Origin of the sequence: Geobacter grbiciae, assembly GCF_018531165.1 — a bacterium.
Taxonomy (GTDB): Bacteria; Desulfobacterota; Desulfuromonadia; order Geobacterales; family Geobacteraceae; genus Geobacter; species Geobacter metallireducens.
Genome location: NZ_JAHDIW010000003.1, coordinates 97,351 through 115,784, shown reverse-complemented (window position 1 = coordinate 115,784; position 18,434 = coordinate 97,351). Strand labels below are relative to the sequence as shown.

The window sequence follows — 18,434 nt, the reverse complement described above, 5'->3', positions numbered from 1 at the left end:
TTTCATTGCCCCCTCCCCCCAAACCCGATATTCTCGACCGGATGAAGCGGTACTTTTCAGAGCAGGCCATCCTCGACATGCGGGCCGCCATCGCGGCGGCGGGGGGCAACGAAGTCTTCTTCCTGGGGCGCACCGACGAAAACCGGATCGTGACCGAGGCGGAGCCCCTGGCCCGGGGGAACCGGGACGCGGTGGCCGCCATCATGATCGCCACCAGCTTCGGCGACGTGGTGATCCACAACCACCCCTCAGGGAACCTTGACCCCTCCCAGGCCGACATCGAGATCGCGTCCCTCCTGGGGAACCAGGGAGTCGGCTTTTCCATCGTGGACAACGACGTGGAGCGGTGCTACCAGGCGGTGGCCCCCTTTGCCCGGCGGGAGACGGAGCGGCTCTCTTTCCCCGAGATCGAACGGATTTTCGCGCCGGCCGGGGTCCTGGCCGCGAACCTCCCCGGTTACGAGCACCGGGAAGAGCAGCTCCGGATGGCCTTTGCCGTCACCGAGGCGTTCAATGACGACCGGGTGGCGGTCATCGAGGCCGGCACCGGCACCGGCAAATCCCTCGCCTATCTCGTCCCGGCGGTCCTCTGGGCCATCCGCAACAAGGAGCGGATCGTCGTCTCCACCAACACCATCAACCTCCAGGAACAGCTCATCAAGAAAGACATCCCCTTTCTCCAGCGCCACGCCGGGGTCCAGTTCCGGGCGGTCCTTGTGAAGGGTCGCTCCAACTACCTCTGCCTCCGGAAACTGGCCGGAGTCAAAAGCGAACCCTCCCTCTTCGCCGATGACCCGGCGGCCGGGGAACTGGAGGCGATCATCGCTTGGAGCGAAAAGACGGCCGAGGGATGCCGCAGCGATCTCTCCTTCATCCCCAAGCCGGAGACCTGGGAGGAGGTAGCCTGCGAGGCGGACCAGTGCGGCCGGATCAAGTGCCCCCTTTACGCCCGCTGCTTCTTCTACGGCGCTCGGCGCCAGGCGGCCAGCGCCGATGTCCTCGTGGTGAACCACGCGCTCCTCATGGCCGACGTGGCCCTGCGCCAGGAGACCGGCTACCGCTCCACCGCCATCCTCCCCCCCTTCGAACGGCTCATGGTGGACGAAGGGCACCACCTGGAGGACGTGGCCACCGGGCACCTCTCCTCTCAGGTCTCCCGCCAAGGGGTCCTGAAGCTCCTGGGGCGCCTCCAGAATCCCCGCAAGGCCCAGCGGGGGCTCCTGCCCCAGCTCTCGGCCCAGCTCTCCCGGGAGGTGCCAGTGGAGCTGGACGACCTCTACCGGGACCTGGCCGGGCGGCTGGAGGAAAAGCTCATCTCTCGCACCCAGGAGCTGGCCGCCGGGGCGGTGCGGGCCATGGACGCCATCGGCCTCGCCCTCCTGGCCCACCTGAAGGGGAAAGGACCGGAAAACGGCGAGCGGAAGCTCCGGGTCACCCCGTCCCTCTTCGGCTCGAAGCTCTGGCAGGAGACCGACGACGAGGCCCGGGAGCTGGCCGCGGACCTGAACGCGTTCGTGCGGGAGCTAAAGGAATTCCTCACCGGGTGCGGGCGGCTCCCCGAACGGGTCCAGGAGAAGCTCTCCGGCCCCCTCGTGGATCTCCGGGGAGTTACGGGGCGGCTGGAGGCCCTGGCCGCGGACCTCCTCTTCTTCATCGGCCGGGACGACGAAGTCTGCCGCTGGTTCGAGGTGAAAAAAGGGACCAAGGGGATAACGGTGAGGCTCTGCGCCTCCCCCCTGGAGGTGGCCGCCTCCCTCAAGCGAACCGTCTTCGACGCCTTCCGAACCGTGGTGGTCACCTCGGCCACCCTGGCGGTGGGGGAAACCTTCGACTACCTGGAAGGGCGGACCGGAATCGCCCTTCTGGACCGGGGACGGGTGACGGAGCTCCTCCTGGCCTCCCCCTTCGACTACGAGCGCCAGGCCTTCGTCGGTATCCCCGCCGACCTTCCCGAGCCCACGTCAAGGGGGTTCCAGGAGGCCCTGGAGGTGGCCCTCCACCGGGGGCTCGCCATCTCCAACGGCCACGCCTTCGTCCTTTTCACCTCCTACGACCTCCTCTCCCGCATCCACGGCAGGATGGCAGAGGCACTGCGGCGCCGGGGGCTCACTCCCATGCGCCAGGGGGAGATCAACCGGCACCACCTCCTGGCCCGGTTCCGGAAGGAGCCCAACGCGGTTCTCTTCGGCACCGACTCCTTCTGGGAGGGGGTCGACGTGCAGGGGAAGGCCCTGGAGCTGGTGGTCATCACGCGGCTCCCCTTCCGGGTGCCGACGGAGCCGATCCTGGAGGCACGGGCCGACCACATCGCCCTCCGGGGAGGGGACCCCTTCATGGAGTACACGGTCCCCCAGGCGGTCATCAAGTTCAAGCAGGGATTCGGGAGGCTGATCCGGAGCAGGGAGGACCGGGGAGCGGTCCTGATCCTCGACAGCCGGGTCCTGTCGAAAAACTACGGGCGGTTTTTCCTCCAGTCGCTCCCGCCGGTGCGACTTGCGGACGGCGGCAGCGGGGAGGTCTTCGGGGAGATGGAGCGGTTTTTCAGCTCTTCGCCTTCATGAGCTTCTTCGCGGCGTAGTTGAAGCACTGGAAGTAGGTGAGGTAGGAGAGGAGGAACACGGCCAGGATCATGAACTGGATCTGGGGCGCACTGGGGGCCCTGAGGGTAAAGGTGAAGAAGAAGATGATCAGGGCGCCCTTCAGGATGTCGCTGAAGACCCGCTTGCGCCGCAACGCCTGCTGCTCGTCGGCGGTGAGCCCCGCGGCTGCCGATGATACCTCCCGCCGGGCATCGCCGAGGGCGAACTTGTAAACGGGGTAGAAGAGAATCAGCTGGATCACCACCACCCGGATGATGCTGTTCATGAAGACCTGGGAAGGAACCTTCCCCAGGAGCACGAAGGACATGCCGGCAAGGAGGATCAGGAGAAAAACCTGCACGAATCCGTGGATAACCGTGAGCTTGCGCAACCGGGTAAAATCAAACGTTTGTGCCATGGGAACTCCCCGCCGTAAGATGGATAACGCGTCAAACTGTTGCCGAGTACTGTAGCAAATAAAATATCGTTTTACAATAGTGCAGTGCGTTTTGCTTTTGTACTCAAGAAAAAAGGCCCCCTCACCGGGAGCCTTTTTTCGTTCACCGTTACCTCGCGCGCTAAAAAACCTACATGACCTCTGCCACTCCGGCTGAAACATAGGAGCGATACTGCTCGAAGTTCTTGCGGAAACGCTCCACGAGCATAGTTGCGGTTTCGTCGTACTTCGTTTTGTCGACCCAGGTGTTCTTCGGATTGAGAACCTCGGCGGGGACACCGGAGCAGCCGGTGGGGATGTCAAGGCCGAAGAACTGGTCCTTCACGAAGGAACCGGCATTGAGGGTCCCGTCGATGGCGGCGTTGACCAGGGCGCGTGAGTAGGCGATCTTCATGCGGGAGCCGACGCCGTAGGGGCCGCCGCTCCAGCCGGTGTTCACGAGCCAGCAGCTGACCCCATGCCGGGCTATTTTCTCACCGAGAAGCTTGGCGTAGACCGACGGGTGGAGCGCCATAAAGGGAGCGCCGAAGCAGGCGGAAAAGGCCGCCTGGGGCTCGGTGATCCCGGCCTCGGTACCGGCCACCTTGGCGGTGTAGCCGGAGAGGAAGTGGTACATGGCCTGGTCAGGGGTGAGCCGGGCAATGGGGGGAAGGACCCCGAAGGCGTCGCAGGTGAGCATGATGATATTGGTCGGATGTCCCCCCATCCCCGATTTCACGATGTTCGGGATGTGGGTGATGGGGTAGGAGGCCCGGGTATTCTCGGTGAAGGAGTCGTCGTTCAGGTCGATGCGCCGGCTCACGGTGTCGATGGCCACGTTTTCCAGTATCGTTCCGAAGCGCCGCGTGGTCTGGTAGATCTCTGGCTCGGCCTCGGGAGAGAGGTTGATGATCTTCGCATAGCACCCCCCCTCGAAATTGAAGACACCGCTGTTGTCCCAGCCGTGCTCGTCGTCGCCGATGAGCCGACGCCGGGGGTCGGCGGAGAGGGTGGTCTTGCCGGTGCCGGAAAGGCCGAAGAAGACCGCCACGTCGTCCTTCTCTCCCACGTTGGCGGAGCAGTGCATGGAGAGGACATTCTTGTGCTGGGGAAGGAGGTAGTTGAGGATGGTGAAGATGGATTTCTTGATCTCGCCGGCATAGCTGGTGCCGCCGATGATGATGAGCTTCTTCTCGAAGTTGACGATGATGAAGGTCTCGGTGTTGGTGCCGTCCACGGAGGGGATTGCGTGGAAAGCGGGGAGGTCGATGACCGTGAAACCCGGCTTGAAGCCGACCAGCTCCTCAGGGGTTGCCCGCACGAACATGTTGCGGGCGAAGAGGGAGTGCCAGGCACGCTCGGTGATGACCCTGACCGGAAGCCGGTGGTCGGGGCTGCACCCCGCAAAGCACTCCTGAACGAAAATGTCCTTGCCATGGAGATAGGCCAGCATCCGGCCGAAGAGGGCGTCGAATTTGGCGGAGTCGAAGGGCTGGTTCACTTTGCCCCAGGCGATGTGGTCGTTGCTGGAGGGCTCATCGACAATGAACTTCTCGTTGGCTGCCCGGCCGGTGTAATGGCCGGTCTTCACCGCAACGGCGCCCAGATGGGTCACGAGCCCCTCCCCCTGCTTCACGATCTGCTCGTAGAGCACGGCGGTCGGGGGGGTCCAGTAGATGAGGTTCGCGTTGGTAATCCCATGCTCCTCGAGCCCGGTGCCTCTGGTTATGTCGTTCAGTCTCACGGTCGTCACCTCCATGGTGGATTAGGTTTTGCCCAGATAGAGAAGCTGACACCTTTACTAGCACAAGAATATATCAAGCACCAGTAAAAACCAGAAAATCCGGCATGTTAGAAGGAAAAAACTCTTCCTGGTGAACGTGCGCCGCGCATTGACAGCAGTATCGGCGTTGCTACAATTGGGGGCATCGGGAAATTCAAAGGAGGGAAATGTCAATGGCTCGAAGACCATGGGTGGATCAGGAAGCGTGCATAAGCTGCGGGCTCTGCGTGTCGGTCTGCCCCGGCGTGTTCCGGTTCGCCGAGAACGGCAAATCGGAGGCCTACGATCCGGCAGGGGCCTCGGAGCAGGAAATCCAGCAGGCCATCGATGGCTGTCCGGTCCAGGCAATCAGTTGGAAGGAGTAGCCGCAGCAAAACAAAAAAGAGAGGAGACTGAACACCATGCAATCATGGAGATGCACGATCTGCCAGTACATTTACGACCCGGCAGCAGGGGACCCGGAAAACGGCATCGCCCCGGGAACTCCCTTTGAAGACCTGCCCGACAGCTGGGTCTGCCCCCTCTGCGGAGCGGGCAAGGAGATGTTCGAGGAAGTTTGACGACGTACCGGCAATGCCGGTCCGCTCGGGAAGAAGCCTCTCCTCACGGGGAGGCTTCTTCTATTTCCCCTTTTTCCCGGCCTTGATGATATCGATCTCGGGTTCTCCCTTCACGATCCGAACACGCCAGACGAGACCGCACTCACCGCACTCCTTGACGGGAGACTCCTCTGCAGAGAACCCCTCGGAATGAATATCGATCTCCACCGAAGTTCTATTGCCGCAATTGGGGCATTTCATCGTTCTTTCTCCTTTTTGCCGGATCTCCCCGCAGGCAGAGAGCGTGGCTCGTTCACCACAGCACAGTATAGCAGGAGGTGAGAAAAAGTCAGGGCGTCACACAAAATTCATTAACCGAGTACGGCGAGGCATTCATCAATCACAGCAAGGAACTCCTCCAGGTCGGAACGCTGCATATCCCCCATATGGGGAATCCGGAAGGTCTTCCCCTTGATCTTGCCGTAGCCGTCGTCAAAGGCGAAGCCCCGCTCGCCAAGCATCTTTTTGAGGCCAGCAAGATCGGTGCCACGGGAGTTTACGGCACAGGTAAGGGTCATGGAACGGTAGGCCTCCTCGGCGAAGAAACCGTAACCGCGGTCCGACACCCAGCCCCGCACGAAGTCGGCCAGTGCCCGATGCCGTGCCCAGCGCTGATCGAGCCCCTCGGCGAACATCCGCTCCAGCTGCTTGTCCATGGCATAGATCAGCGAGATGCACGGGGTGGAGGGAGTATTGTTCTTGGCGTCGCTTGCCTCGAATTCGAGGAAATCGAAGTAGTATCCACGGCCTTCGACGGTGCGGGCCCTGGCCAGAGCCTTTTCACTCGCCGTGAAAACGGCAAGGCCGGGAGGAAGCGCGAAGGCCTTCTGGACGCCGAAAATGCAGCAGTCGATGCCGAGTTCGTCCACCGGAATCGGGAGGGCGCTCATGGAAGAGACGGTGTCGATGATGGAGACCACATCAGGGTACTTTCGAAGCACCGCGGCGATCTCCGGCAGGGGGGACATGACGCCGGTTGATGTTTCGTTGTGGATAAGGGTGAGGCTGTCGTATTTTCCCGTGGCCAGTGCCTCGTCAACCAGTTCCGCGGTAATCGGCTTTCCCCATTCCACCTTGACCGCATCGGCCTCTTTGCCGCAACGACGCGTCACATCGTGCCACTTGTCGGAAAAAGCGCCGTTGCAGAAATTGACGCAGCGCCCTGCCACCAGGTTGCGCACCGCCCCTTCCATGGCGCCGAAGGCGCTGGAAGTCGAGAGAAAAACCTTCGCCTCGGTTGCGAGGAGCTTTTTGAGCCCCGTCGTCACCCTGCCGTGGAGAGTCGCGTACTCCGCCATCCGGTGGCCGACCATGGGGGTCGCCATTGCCTGAAGGATATCGGGATGGACCTCAACCGGTCCGGGGATAAAAAGCTTCTTTGCCATAAAGTCTCCTCGGGAAGAAGGAATCGAAACTGATACGGGGGATACGGGCCTTGCGAAGCGCCCATTCACGGTGGCATCAAGAGCTTAATAAATTAGCAAAATCCGCCCAATCTGTCAAGGGAGGCACCACACAGCAAACCACCATTTTAAGAATTCACTCATAAGCCCGACCTTTCATTCGATTCCATGCTCCCCCGGTCCGGCAAGGCTTTTATTCAAAACAATTTTTTTAGATTTGACAAACTGCCAAGTCTGACGGTAAGTTTAAGAGCTTTGGATTCGGTTGTGTCAATACAACAAACCATTCCACAACAAAAAAGTGTTTTATTTGGAGGAAAAGGTATGGCTTTGCGCAAGACGGCAGGTTATCTCTGGAACCCGATCAGCCTCATCGGTCTGCTCCTGGCGTTCGTGGGAACCGGTCTCATCATCGCGTTCCTCGCGATGGAGATGATCACCGGGGTCGAACACCCCTACATCGGACTTCTGACCTACTTTGCCTTCCCGGGGATGCTCATCTTCGGGCTCATCCTGGTTCCGGTCGGCGCCTGGATGGTCCGGAACCGTCGGCGCAAGGAGGATGAAGATATCCCCCCCTACCCCCGGATGGATTTCAACGATCCCCACAAGCGCCGCCTCTTCATCTTCTTCGTCCTGGCAAGCGTCATCTTCGTCCTGATCGTTTCGGTGGCGTCGATCCTCGGCTTCGAGTTCACCGAGTCGACCACCTTCTGCGGCGAACTCTGTCACACGGTCATGACTCCCGAGCACACGGCCTGGAAGAACTCTCCCCATGCACGGGTGAAATGCGTCGAGTGCCACGTGGGCCCCGGCGCCGAATGGTACGTCAAAGCGAAGATCTCCGGCCTGCGCCAAGTATGGGCCGTTGCGACCCACAGCTATCCGACTCCCATCGAGACCCCCATCGAGAACCTCCGCCCGGCGCGGGACACCTGTGAACACTGCCACTGGCCCGAGAAGTTCTATTCCGGTCGCCAGAAGATCTTCTATCACTATGCACCCAACAAGGAGAACACCCCCCGCGAGATCAACATGCTGATCAACATCGGTGGCGCTCCCAAATCGCCCCATGCCAAGGGTATCCACTGGCACATCGGCACCGAGGTCTACTACATCTCCCGGGACAAGAAGCGCCTCGACATCCCCTACATCGCGGTCAAGCAAAAGGACGGCTCCTTCGTGGAGTACATGAGCACCGAGACCCCCTTGACCAGGGACGAGATCGCCAAGGCCAAGAAGCGGCTCATGGACTGCACCGACTGCCACAACCGGCCGACCCACATCTACAAGTCGCCGGGGCAAGAGATGGACGAGCACATCGTCTCCGGGCTCATCGACCCGGCGCTCCCGTACATCAAGAAAATTGGCGTTGAACTTCTGGAGAAACCCTATAAGACCCAGCAAGAGGCCTTTACCGCCATCGCGGCGAAGCTCCCCGAGTACTACGCCACCAATTACCCGGAGGTCAGCAAGACCAAGGCCGCGGCCATCAACCAGGCGGTGACCCAGGTGAAGGATATCTACTCACGGAACTTCTTCCCCGAGATGAAGGTCTCCTGGAACACCTACCCGAACCACATCGGCCACTTCTACACCCCCGGCTGCTTCCGCTGCCACGATGGCAAGCACAAGTCCACCGACGGGAAGAAGACCATCTCCAAGGACTGCAACATGTGCCACACCATGATCAGCCAGACCCAGGAGAACATTCCGGCCGGCAAGCAGGTGAAGGAGTTCGTTCACCCGGTTGATATCGGGGACGAAATCCACAAGACCAACTGCAGCGACTGCCACATGTCAGGCGGCGAAGACGTGCCGGGTGGCGGAAAGCACTAGGCACTCACTGATTTAGCTGAACAAAAAAATCCCCCCGGAGGTCAGCCGCCGGGGGGATTTTTTTGTTCAGTATCCTGTTGAGCGGCCGGGAGCTACAATTCCTCGAAAACGTCCTCGTCCTTTGTTTCTTCTGTCTCCTCCGGCTCAAAATCCTCATCCATGACATGGTCGAGAAATTTCCGGTTGTTCTCGATGACCTTCCGGATCTCCCTGCTCAATTCGTCCAACTCGTTGCGCTCGTCACCCATCTCCCTACCCCCGCCTATTGTCCGCACATGTGCGATAGAGTTCCTCGTACTTGCCGGCGGCACTGCGCCAGGAAACGTCACGGAGCATACCACGCCGCATGATCTTGCGCCACCCCTCCCGGTCCCGGTAGGCGGCCAGTGCCCGCTGGACAGCGTCCCAGCATGCGTCGGCACTGAACTCTGTGAAGGAGAAACCGTTCCCTTCCCGGGGATTGGCGGTGACATCGATGACCGTGTCGGCAAGGCCGCCGGTCCTTCGCACGATCGGCACCGTGCCGTAGCTGAGGGCAATGAGCTGGCTCAGGCCGCAGGGCTCGAATCGCGAGGGCATGAGGAACATGTCGCAACCGGCATAGATCTTTGGTGCCAGGGGCTCCTTGAAGCCGAGGTTGATGGAGACGTTCTTCACCCCCTTGTTCCTGAATTCGTGGAGCTGATGCATGAGGCGGAGGTCGCCGGTGCCAAGAATCACCAGCTGCAGCTCTTCGGCGGCAAACCGGGGGAGGAGGTCGATGACCAGGTCGATCCCCTTCTGCTCCACGATCCGTCCCACCATGCCGATGATGGGGATCGACGCTCCCGCCTTGAGCCCAAGTTCCCGCTGGAGCTCCCGCTTGTCAGCCCCCTTTCCCGCCAGGGACTTGGACGAGTAGTTCCGGAAAATGCGCCGATCCAGGGATGGGTTCCACTCTTCCGTATCGAGACCGTTGAGGATGCCGGCAAGGTCGGCCTGACGGCGATCGAGCACCCCTTCAAGCCCGCATCCCTGGCCGGGGCTCAGTATCTCGTGGCAGTAGGTTTCCGATACGGTCGTGATGGCGTCGGCGGCAAGGATCGCCCCTTTCAGGAGGTTGATGCGGCCGTAGAACTCGAGGCGGTCCATGGTGAAAAGGGACGGGTCGAGCCCCGTCTGCGGGAGGGCGTCGGCGGGGAACACCCCTTGGTAGGCCAGGTTGTGGATGGTAAAGATGACTGCCGTGCGATTGAAGAACGGGTCGTGGCCCAGTTCGTATTTCAGGATGATGGGAATGAGGGCCGACTGCCAGTCGTGGCAATGGATCACGTCGGGGCGGAAGTCCATCCGCTTCAGGAACTGGAGCACACTGCGGCAGAAGAAGGCGAAGCGCAGGGGATTGTCGGGATAGTCCCCCTCGGGGGGGCCATAGAGGTGGTCCCGCCCGAAGAGATCGCGGTTTTCAACCAGATAGACCGGCACCTCCCCCAAGGCAGTCTGGCGCAGGTACCCCTTGTGGAGCTCCCCCCCCAACGCCACCTCCGCACTCTTGCGGGCCTTGCGCACCGGCAGATTCCCCGACGACACCTCCTTGTAGAAGGGGATGGCAACGCGGACATCGTGCCCCATCCGCCGGAGTTCCTTGGGGAGAGCAGCGACCACGTCCGCCAGACCGCCGGTCTTGGCAAGGGGGGCAACCTCGGATGCTACCTGCAGGATTTTCATTATCGGGCCTCGCAGCGGCTCAGAGTCGATAGGTGACGTCAGGCTTCGGGCATCTACAGTTCAGCCCCCCGAAGGAATGTGGCTGCGTCTTCCGGCGAGGTTGGATTGATGTAGAAGCCGGTCCCCCACTCGAAGCCGGCGATGGGGGTAAGCCGTGGCACCAGCTCGATGTGCCAGTGGTAGTCATATTCGATGGAACTCCAGAATTCCGGCTTGCCGAGCCGCGGCTGCGGTGGGGGCGCGGTATGGAGGATGAAGTTGTAGGGGGGATCCTTGAGGACGCTCTTGAGCCGGACGAGCATATCCTTGAGGGCCACGGCCAGTTCAGCCAGTTCGCCGTCGGTGGAGAGCGCAAAGTCGTGGGAGTGGCGCTTGGGATAGAGCCTCAGCTCGAAGGGAAAACAGGAGGCGTAGGGAGTCATGACCACGTAGTTGCCGAACTCCCTCACAATCCGGTCGCCGCTCTGGAGCTCAAAGTCGAGCAGGTCGCAGAAGAGGCAGCGCTCCTTGTTGGCATAGTGCTCCCGGCAGACGCGCAGCTCGGTGGCCGCCGCAGGCGGGATGAGAGGCACGGCGATGAGCTGGCTGTGGGAATGGGAAAGGGTGGCGCCGGCCCGCTGACCGTGGTTTTTGAAAAGGACCATGTAGCGGAACCGCATGTCCCGGCGCAGGTCCAGGAAGCGGGACCGGTACGCCTTGAGGACGTCGGTGATCTCGGCGGGGGAGAGCTCGGCAAGCCCCCGGTTGTGGTCCGGGGTCTCGATGATGATCTCGTGGGCGCCAATGCCGTTCATGACATCATAGATGCCGTAGGCGCGGCTGTTGAGCTCCCCTTCGATCCTGAGCACCGGGAAGCGGTTCGGGATCACCCTCACCTTCCAGCCGCTGGAGTTCGCTCCACCGGAATGGCGAACCGCATACACCTCGCCGGGGGTCTTGTCCTCGTTGCCGTAACAGAAGGGACAGCTGGTCATCTCGGCGGGCTCGGGGTCCACGAGGAAATCCCGGGGCCGGCGTCCCCGGTCGGTGGCGATAATCACCCAGTGCTGCTTGAGGGGGTCCCATCTCAGTTCGGACATTGTTCCTCCAGTATCATGAGGCTCCTGCAAAACGTCATGAGGAGGCCGGGAAGCTAGGCGCAAGCGAGCGAGGAAGCGAGGCGTACCTGTCGGTACGTTGAGCTTTCAAGCGAGCGGCAACAACGCAGATCGGCCCCGCAGTAGTTTTCAGGAGTCTCATATGAGCCAGTTCTCCGCATCCAGCTCCGGCCCCGCATAGGCCAGGACGAGGGGCGCATCGGCGGGCCAGCGGCCAAACTCTTCGTCGCCACGGGTGAGGGTCACCGAGGCAAAGAGCTTCCCCTTCGGCTCAAGCCCCAGGGGCCTAAGGGGAACCGCCACCTCGCAGATCCGCCCGATCTCCCAACGGCAGCGCCCCTTGGCCTTTTTCCACCCCTTGCCCCCCTTCACCATGAGCTCACCGCTCCCTCCGGACGGTGTCATTTCGAGGCAGTACTCGTTCCCGGTGACCAAGTGGAGGTGAAGGGTGTCACCCTCCTGAAGGGAGAGAGCCAGAGGTGCCGGACCGTCGAGGCGGATATAGAGGTTTTCCCGGTCATAGCCGTAAAAAAGGGACTGAAGGAGGCTCTCGGCGGCGTGCATGGCCGATGCCTGTTTGGTGAGATCCACGAGCCCCGCCGCCAGCCACTCGAAAAAGTCGTCCACCTGGCCGTTGACGATGGGTGTAATGAGGGCCGCCGGTTCCCGCACGAGCCCCGCCGGAGTGAGCTTCTTGATGGGTTCATAGAGCTCCCGCGGGACGTCAAGGCCGAGGAGGCGGTAGACGTTCATGAGGTGCTTGCGGAAGAGACGGTCGAAGCGGTCGCTGTGGGTGGAGAAGTGGTCGTCCCCGTACCACCAGAACCAGTCGCTCCCCTCGGCGGCGTAGAGGGAGGTGCAAACGAGCCGGGCTATCTGCTCCTCGGCGCTCCCCTCCCCCTCCCAGCCGGTTCCCACGGCCATGAGGTCGGCCACCAGTGGGCTGGCGGTGACCGCAGCCTCCCGGGCCCGCTCCAGATAGTCCCACCCCTGATTTTCCTCCGGGTGTCCGACCCAGATGCCGTAGTCGGCGTTGATCCAGGAACCGGGATGGATGTGCTCGATGACCCGCCGCTCCGGCTCCCGGGCAAGGAGTTCGGAGCAGGTGACGCATTCGATCCCCGGAGCGGAGGCGGTGGCGCTGTAGAGCCCCCGAAGGAAGTCGTAAGCGTTGTCGGGGTAGTACTCCCAGGCATTCTCGCCGTCCAGGATCACCGGCACCACCCGGGCGCCGGGGATGCGCTCCCGGATCCCCCGGAGCCGCCCCACGAAATCCTCCACCGCCCGGTGGGGCTCCCAGGATGAGTAGGTGAAGCCGATCAGGTCCGACAGGAGGTGGTCCCGGAAGAAAGCCTTCAGCTCCCGGGTGCGGTGGCGGAAGGTGTAGGGATGGTAGAGGGCCTCCCGGTCGGGACCGAGTCCCCCGGAAAGGGTCCGGGCGAGGATCTCCTCGTCGGTGGCGATCCACTTGATGCCGCAGCCGGCAATGATGGCGAGGGCTTCGTCGCTCACCGACCCCTCCGACGGCCACATGCCGACCGGGGTGAAGCCGAACACCTCCCGGAACCGGGCGATGCCGCGACTCACCTGGCTCCGGGCGTCCTCCGGATGGCGAAAGCGGGTTGCCGGAAGGTTCGCCCGGGGCATGGCGGTGCTTGCCGCCTTCATGTCGCAGAGAAGGGGGAGAATCGGGTGGTAGTAAGGGGAGACGGCCAGTTCCACCTTCCCCTCATCGTGGAGCTTTTTGTAGAGGGGGATGATCCCGTTGAGGATGTCGGCGTGGCGGGCGAAGAGGAGCGCCTTGTCATCCTCGGTGAAGTTGCGCCCCTTCCGCGCCAGCTCCTTGAGCTCGGGGTAGCGGCGGCGGGCCGCCTCGCCGGTCCAGGCCAGGAAGAACCAGACCTGGAGGTCCAGGAGGTCCTGGTGGCTGAAGTGGCGGTGCCGTTCCCGGCTCTTCACCCGGGTCCCGTCGCCTGCAAGATGGAGAAGCTCCAGGTAGCGGCGGTTCGGCTCGATGAGCCGCTGGCGGTTGGCGGAGAAGTAGTTCTCCAGGACGAAAAGCCGGTCCTCCTCGGCCATGTCGGCCGGGGCCATCCGCCCCCGGACAAGCCAGGGGTCCACGGCCGTGCCGCTGGCGTAGTCGATGATCTGGTCCAGGAGCGACGGCACCAGGTTGAAGACCGCCCGGGCATTGGGGGTGTCGTCCACGATGGCCGCCATGTCGAAGTAGTCCTTGACGGCATGGAGGTAGGTCCAGGGAAGGGCGTACTCCCCCTTCACCGGATCCTTGTAGTAGGGCTGGTGCATGTGCCATACGAAGATGACCGAAAGGGGGGCGCTCACTGCAGTTCCCGTTTCCACCCCTCGACCTTTTTCTTGTACTCATCGAGGAGCTTCTGGGCCGTCTTGGCATCCCGGGCCTCGGCCACGATGTGAACGTAGGGGAGGTACTGGTCCGGGAGCACCAGTGCCCAGTCCTCGCCGAAATGGACCTTGATCCCGTCGATGAAGCTCGCCTCCTTGTCGAGGCTGTCCTCGCTCATCTTCCGCATGATCCCCCCCTTCATGTCCCAGACGCAGGGGACCCGGGTCTGGAGGAAGACACGCTGCGGAATCTCCGCCGCCACCCTGGAGATGGAGAGCCCCCCCTTGGCCACCAGCTCGATGGTCTTGGCGATGGCGAACATGCCGTCGAAGGCGGACTGGAACTTCGGGAAGGCAAAACGGCCGTCCATGGTCCCCGCAAGGACCACCTCGGAGGAGAGGGTGGCCTCGATCATGGCCCGGTCGGCGCTCTTGGTGCGGGTCACGGCACTGCCGCGCTCCTGGACCATCCGCTCGATGGCCGAGGGGGCCGACACCGGCACCGCGAAGAGCCCCTTCTCGCCCGAGCGGAGCGCAAGCCCCACCATGAGCGGCAGGAGTTCGGCCCCCTCGTAGACCTTGCCGGTCTCGTCCACCACGATGACCCCTTCGGTGCCGGGGTCGAGCCAGAACCCGGCGCTTGCCTCCAGGGTGGCAACGATCTTGGAAAGCTGGGCGAGGCTCTGCTGCCGTTCAGCCACTGCCTGGATCCCCCGCTCCTCGTCCACGTAGGCGTTGAGGCTGATGACCTCGCACCCCATCTGGGTCAGGATGCCGGGAAGGAGCTGGCTGGCCGATGAGTGGTTGAAGTCGATCACCACCTTGAACTGTTTCTTCTGCAGCGGCGACTTGCCGATGGTGTGGAGGAACCCCTCACGATAAAAATCCGTCACCTGTTGTGGAATCTCGGACAACGCCCCCGGCTCCGTGTGGTGGGCCCGGCGGAAGTTCTCCTTGAAAAAGATTCTCTCCACGTTCTTCCCCATGGAACTGGAGAAGTCGAGACCATCACCATCCAGGAAGACAATCTCGGTGGAAGCGGGGTCGTCAATGGCCTGGCGGAAGTAGATTCCACCCACCTCGCCGAAGGTGCGGAGCTTGTAGCGCAGGACCGGCATCGGCACCATGGTCAGATCCCGCACGTTGACCCCGGCGGAAAGGAGCCCGCCGATGAAGCTTCGCTTGAGCATCCGACAGGAGCGATAGGCATCGCGGGCCGATATGATATGGCTCCCCTTGGGAAGCATGGTGCCGTAGGCGCACCCCAGCTTGGCAACAAACTCGGGGGTGAGCTCCATGTTGGTGAGCCCCTTGACCATGGCCCCCTCGAAAAGGGCCTTTTTCCACTTCTCTCCCCAGATGAGGTTGCCGGTTACGGTGGCCCCGGCCTCGATCACCTTCCGGGGCCAGATCTTCACGTCCCTCTTGATATAGGCCTCTTCGCCGATGGAGGTGTCATCGGCCACGATAACCCCCTCCTCCATGACGACCCCATGCCCCACCCGTACGTTGCTGCAGAGGACGCTGTCATGGAGCTTGGCCCCCTTCTTCACATAGACGTTGTCCCAGATGACGCAGCGGTTGAGGCGCACCCCCGGCTCGATTGTGCAGTTGCGGCCGATGACCGAATCCTTGATGTGGGCGCTCTCGAAGACCTGGGAGTTGTCCCCCACGATCACCGTCCCCTCCAGGGTGATATGGTCGTTCAGGTTCACGTCGGAGCCGAGCCGCAAGTCCTTCCCCACCAGATCCTGCTTCGCCTCGTCTATCTTCACGTTCACCTTACCCTTGAAGATGTCGTGGTGGGCCTCCCGGTAGGAGTCGGTATTGCCGATGTCTCTCCAGTACCCCTTGGCGGTGTAGCCGTAGAGGGGCTTATGCTGCTCCAGAAGCTTCGGGAAGAGATCCTGGGAGAAGTCGTAGTTCTCCTCGGCGGGGATATAGGCGAAAATCTCCGGCTCGAAGACGTAGATGCCGGTATTGATGGTGTCGGAGATCACCTCCCCCCACCCCGGCTTCTCCAGGAACTGGGTGATCCGCTTCTCCTTGTCGGTGATGACGACCCCGAACTGAAGCGGGTCCTTCACCGACGTGAGGGTGATGGTGGCCAGGGCCTTGTTGTCCTCGTGGGAGTCGATAATCTTCTGGAGGTTGAAATCCGTGAGGAGATCGCCGCTGATGACAAGGAACCGCTCGTCCAGGAACTTCTCGGCGCACTTGACCGCGCCGGCGGTCCCCATGTCCTGGAGCGGGGTGACGTAGGTGATCTTCACCCCGAAGTCGGTGCCGTCCCGGAAGAAGTTTTTGATGATAGCCGGCTGGTGGTAGAGGAGCATCACCAGGTCGGTGATCTCGTACTTTTTCAGCAGTTCCACTATGTGGAGCATGATGGGGCGGTTCAGCAGCGGAATCATCGGCTTCGGGATGCTGCTCGTGAGGGGTTGGATGCGGGTCCCGAACCCGCCTGCCATAATGACTGCTTTCATAGTCGGATGCTCCTTCGCAGTGGAATAGAGTAGTCAAAAAGGAGTCAGGAGTCAGAATAAAACCTTCTGGATTCTGACTTCTGACTCCTGAATTCTATGATTATTGCCTTTACTTCCCTTTCTTCACCAGAACCCGCTTGACCTCCTCCTTGAGCTCCGTGAGGTCGCTGGACTTCACCACGTAGCCGTCGGCGAGCCAGGCGGAAAAATCATCCTTGAAGCAGGAGAAGGCGGTGCAGAGGATCACCGGCAGGTTGTGGCGTTCCTTGACAACCTTCTGGAGGAGGTCGAGGCCGCTCTCGTTCTTGAGCTTGATATCGAGGACGATCAGGTCGAACTCGCTCTCCTTGATCTTCTCCACCGCCTCGGCGGCAGTGGCGGCGGTGGCCACTTCGTGCCCATCGTCAGCCAGTTCCTGGGAATAGAGCAGCCTGATGCTGCTTTCATCGTCCACCACCAGCAGTCGTGCCATGTTACGTCTCCTCCCTGTTCACGGGTAGTTTGATGATATACCGGGTTCCCCCGCCAGGCGGGGTGTCAACCTCGAAGAGGTTGCCGTGCTTCTCCATAATCGTCTTGCAGATGGCCACGCCGAGGCCGGAACCGAGTTCCTCGGTGGAGCCGAAGGGGGTTGTCATGGCATCGATGCTTTCCCGGCTCAAGGCGACGCCGTTGTCCGATATTTCCACAAGGATCCAGCCGTTTTCCCGACGGGTTTCGGCCCTGATCTCCCCCCCCTCCGGCATACCTTCCATGGCCGTATTGACGATGGTTCTGACACAGTAAGCCACCTGCTTGTAATCAATGCGGGCCGGCGGCAGGCCTGTGTCGAGCCGGAGGCGGCAAGCCACCCGCCGCTCGTGGAGCCGGCCGTTCAACTCGCGGCAGACAGCACTCACCAGTTGGTTCACGTCCCAGATATCCAAGGTCGGGTAGAGGGAATCGGAGTAGTTGAGAATATCCTCCAGAACCTCCTCCAACTGGCGCACCTGCTGGCCAATGGACTCCAGGTACTCCCGCTTGGGGTCGTCATCGGCAGCCCCCCGCAGGAGCGTGCGGGCAAACCCGCCGATGATCATGAGGGGATTGCGGATGGAGTGGGCGATGCTGGAGGTGATCTTCCCCACCAGGGCCATCCGCTCCATCCTGACGATCAGCTCCTGCTGCTCCTTGAGCTTCACGTTGACAGCCGTCACCTTGAGGAGTTCTTCCTGGAGCCGTTCGTAGAGCGAGGCGCGTTCAATGGCGAAGGCCACGGAGAAGGCGAAGGTCTCCAGGGACTGCACGTCCTGGGGGGTGATCTGCTTGCGGGTGATGCAGTTGTCGGAGATGATCACCCCGATCCGGCGGTTGCGGGAGATGAGCGGCGTGATGAGGAAGGTATCCACCCCCAGGGCCTGAACCAGGGAGTGATCACATTCGGGGTTCTGGAAGGCGTTCTCCACCAGGATCGGCCTTTTTTCCCGCAGCGCCCGGACGAGGACATGGTTCGGGTCCGACAGGGGGATGGCCATCCGCTTGAGGACGTCGTGGAACTTCTGCTTCTCGGAGGTGAGCTTGGTCTGGTAGAAGTCCCGGGCCATCTCCTTGAGGGTGAAGTCATCCCGCTGGATCTCTTCCCAGATTTCCCATGCCTCGCCGTCATTCCGGGGCCCCACACCCAGGTACCCCCGGAGGAACTTTCGCTCCTTGTCGGCCAGCAGGAGGAAAGCCCGGTTCATGCCGAACCCCTTGCCGGCGGTGATGGCGGTCATCACCACCGAAAGGACTTCGTCCAGGTCGACGGAGGTCTGGAGAACGAGGCTGATCTCGTGGAGGAACTTGATCTCCCGTTCCCGGCTGTCGAGAAAACTGACCATGGACTGGAGCTTTCCCCGCTGTTCCCTGACTTCGCCGAGCAGGAACGAAACCACTTCTCCCAGGGGATTTCCCGACTCCTGCATCTTCTGCAGGTCATTACGGAAATTGGGACAGTCGATGCACTTTTCAAGGATCCGCCGCTGGTAGGAGGTGTAGAGAACCTCCTCCCCCTCGCCGATATTCGGACATCCTCCCGGTTCAACCACTTTTCTGTGCCAACAACAGACCCAATCCACTGACCATCTCCCGAGAGGGTTGATTTTATGCGCGACACAACAGCA

15 protein-coding genes are annotated in these 18,434 nt (G+C 61.7%); 4 read left to right on the top strand and 11 right to left on the bottom strand.

Annotation, left to right across the window (positions count from 1 at the left end):
• Nucleotides 1-41 precede the first annotated feature (41 nt).
• Entirely contained in the window at nucleotides 42-2,561 is a 2,520-nt protein-coding gene (locus KJB29_RS05925; RefSeq protein WP_215733797.1) for a helicase C-terminal domain-containing protein, read from the top strand.
• Here KJB29_RS05925 and KJB29_RS05920 read toward each other — a convergent pair.
• Together KJB29_RS05920 and pckA are read right to left on the bottom strand one after the other, a co-directional pair.
• Entirely contained in the window at nucleotides 2,542-2,997 is a 456-nt protein-coding gene (locus KJB29_RS05920; RefSeq protein WP_004513884.1) for a hypothetical protein, read from the bottom strand. The two genes, KJB29_RS05925 and KJB29_RS05920, sit on opposite strands and share 20 nt — an antisense overlap.
• 169 nt (nucleotides 2,998-3,166) lie before the next feature.
• Nucleotides 3,167-4,759: a phosphoenolpyruvate carboxykinase (ATP) gene (pckA, locus tag KJB29_RS05915; RefSeq protein WP_215733796.1), complete on the bottom strand. Its 1,593-nt coding sequence runs from the start codon at nucleotides 4,757-4,759 to the stop codon at nucleotides 3,167-3,169.
• A 212-nt stretch (nucleotides 4,760-4,971) separates the two neighbouring features.
• Between pckA and KJB29_RS05910 the strand changes: the two genes are divergently transcribed.
• Together KJB29_RS05910 and rd are read left to right on the top strand one after the other, a co-directional pair.
• Complete coding sequence (locus KJB29_RS05910; RefSeq protein ID WP_004513886.1) at nucleotides 4,972-5,163, top strand: ferredoxin; 192 nt, start codon at nucleotides 4,972-4,974, stop codon at nucleotides 5,161-5,163.
• A gap of 36 nt (nucleotides 5,164-5,199) precedes the next feature.
• Nucleotides 5,200-5,358 carry a rubredoxin gene (gene rd, locus KJB29_RS05905; RefSeq protein ID WP_004513887.1) on the top strand — a complete coding sequence of 53 codons (159 nt, stop codon included), beginning with the start codon at nucleotides 5,200-5,202 and terminating at the stop codon, nucleotides 5,356-5,358.
• Nucleotides 5,359-5,418: 60 nt separating this feature from the next.
• Here the strand turns inward: rd and KJB29_RS05900 are convergent, their stop codons facing one another.
• Both KJB29_RS05900 and KJB29_RS05895 read right to left on the bottom strand, forming a co-directional pair.
• Nucleotides 5,419-5,598, bottom strand: a complete 180-nt coding sequence (locus KJB29_RS05900; protein WP_004513888.1) for a hypothetical protein — start codon at nucleotides 5,596-5,598, stop codon at nucleotides 5,419-5,421.
• A 110-nt stretch (nucleotides 5,599-5,708) separates the two neighbouring features.
• Nucleotides 5,709-6,782 (bottom strand): pyridoxal-phosphate-dependent aminotransferase family protein, encoded by a 1,074-nt coding sequence (locus KJB29_RS05895; RefSeq protein ID WP_215733795.1) that lies wholly within the window; start codon nucleotides 6,780-6,782, stop codon nucleotides 5,709-5,711.
• A 342-nt stretch (nucleotides 6,783-7,124) separates the two neighbouring features.
• Here KJB29_RS05895 and KJB29_RS05890 point away from each other — a divergent pair, with 342 nt between their 5' ends.
• Complete coding sequence (locus KJB29_RS05890) at nucleotides 7,125-8,639, top strand: NapC/NirT family cytochrome c (RefSeq protein ID WP_215733794.1); 1,515 nt, start codon at nucleotides 7,125-7,127, stop codon at nucleotides 8,637-8,639.
• 92 nt (nucleotides 8,640-8,731) lie between these two features.
• On the opposite strand, the gene KJB29_RS05885 is transcribed toward KJB29_RS05890, so the two are convergent.
• The 7 genes from KJB29_RS05885 to KJB29_RS05855 form a co-directional block, all read right to left on the bottom strand.
• Nucleotides 8,732-8,887 carry a hypothetical protein gene (locus KJB29_RS05885; protein ID WP_004513891.1) on the bottom strand — a complete coding sequence of 52 codons (156 nt, stop codon included), beginning with the start codon at nucleotides 8,885-8,887 and terminating at the stop codon, nucleotides 8,732-8,734.
• A 4-nt stretch (nucleotides 8,888-8,891) separates the two neighbouring features.
• The gene (gene glgA / locus KJB29_RS05880) at nucleotides 8,892-10,346 is read right to left on the bottom strand and encodes a glycogen synthase GlgA (RefSeq protein WP_215733793.1); all 1,455 of its coding nucleotides are present in this window, start codon (nucleotides 10,344-10,346) and stop codon (nucleotides 8,892-8,894) included.
• Between the two features lie 53 nt (nucleotides 10,347-10,399).
• Entirely contained in the window at nucleotides 10,400-11,425 is a 1,026-nt protein-coding gene (gene galT / locus KJB29_RS05875; protein WP_215733792.1) for a galactose-1-phosphate uridylyltransferase, read from the bottom strand.
• Between the two features lie 156 nt (nucleotides 11,426-11,581).
• Complete coding sequence (locus tag KJB29_RS05870; protein ID WP_215734023.1) at nucleotides 11,582-13,786, bottom strand: glycoside hydrolase family 57 protein; 2,205 nt, start codon at nucleotides 13,784-13,786, stop codon at nucleotides 11,582-11,584.
• Nucleotides 13,783-16,293 (bottom strand): mannose-1-phosphate guanyltransferase, encoded by a 2,511-nt coding sequence (locus KJB29_RS05865; RefSeq protein WP_215733791.1) that lies wholly within the window; start codon nucleotides 16,291-16,293, stop codon nucleotides 13,783-13,785. The genes KJB29_RS05870 and KJB29_RS05865 overlap by 4 nt, the downstream gene beginning before the upstream one ends.
• 109 nt (nucleotides 16,294-16,402) lie before the next feature.
• Entirely contained in the window at nucleotides 16,403-16,765 is a 363-nt protein-coding gene (locus tag KJB29_RS05860) for a response regulator (RefSeq protein WP_004513896.1), read from the bottom strand.
• Nucleotide 16,766: 1 nt separating this feature from the next.
• Nucleotides 16,767-18,389, bottom strand: a complete 1,623-nt coding sequence (locus KJB29_RS05855; protein ID WP_215733790.1) for a sensor histidine kinase — start codon at nucleotides 18,387-18,389, stop codon at nucleotides 16,767-16,769.
• Nucleotides 18,390-18,434: the final 45 nt, after the last annotated feature.

What these genes read in the sequence shown, in the direction of transcription:
- KJB29_RS05860 (WP_004513896.1), bottom strand. Translation starts at nt 16,765, where the DNA reads ATGGCACGACTGCTGGTGGTGGACGATGAAAGCAGCATCAGGCTGCTC.
- galT (WP_215733792.1), bottom strand. Translation starts at nt 11,425, where the DNA reads ATGTCCGAACTGAGATGGGACCCCCTCAAGCAGCACTGGGTGATTATC.
- KJB29_RS05890 (WP_215733794.1), top strand. Translation starts at nt 7,125, where the DNA reads ATGGCTTTGCGCAAGACGGCAGGTTATCTCTGGAACCCGATCAGCCTC.
- KJB29_RS05920 (WP_004513884.1), bottom strand. Translation starts at nt 2,997, where the DNA reads ATGGCACAAACGTTTGATTTTACCCGGTTGCGCAAGCTCACGGTTATC.
- KJB29_RS05885 (WP_004513891.1), bottom strand. Translation starts at nt 8,887, where the DNA reads ATGGGTGACGAGCGCAACGAGTTGGACGAATTGAGCAGGGAGATCCGG.
- glgA (WP_215733793.1), bottom strand. Translation starts at nt 10,346, where the DNA reads ATGAAAATCCTGCAGGTAGCATCCGAGGTTGCCCCCCTTGCCAAGACC.
- KJB29_RS05895 (WP_215733795.1), bottom strand. Translation starts at nt 6,782, where the DNA reads ATGGCAAAGAAGCTTTTTATCCCCGGACCGGTTGAGGTCCATCCCGAT.
- KJB29_RS05910 (WP_004513886.1), top strand. Translation starts at nt 4,972, where the DNA reads ATGGCTCGAAGACCATGGGTGGATCAGGAAGCGTGCATAAGCTGCGGG.
- KJB29_RS05925 (WP_215733797.1), top strand. Translation starts at nt 42, where the DNA reads ATGAAGCGGTACTTTTCAGAGCAGGCCATCCTCGACATGCGGGCCGCC.
- KJB29_RS05900 (WP_004513888.1), bottom strand. Translation starts at nt 5,598, where the DNA reads ATGAAATGCCCCAATTGCGGCAATAGAACTTCGGTGGAGATCGATATT.
- KJB29_RS05865 (WP_215733791.1), bottom strand. Translation starts at nt 16,293, where the DNA reads ATGAAAGCAGTCATTATGGCAGGCGGGTTCGGGACCCGCATCCAACCC.
- rd (WP_004513887.1), top strand. Translation starts at nt 5,200, where the DNA reads ATGCAATCATGGAGATGCACGATCTGCCAGTACATTTACGACCCGGCA.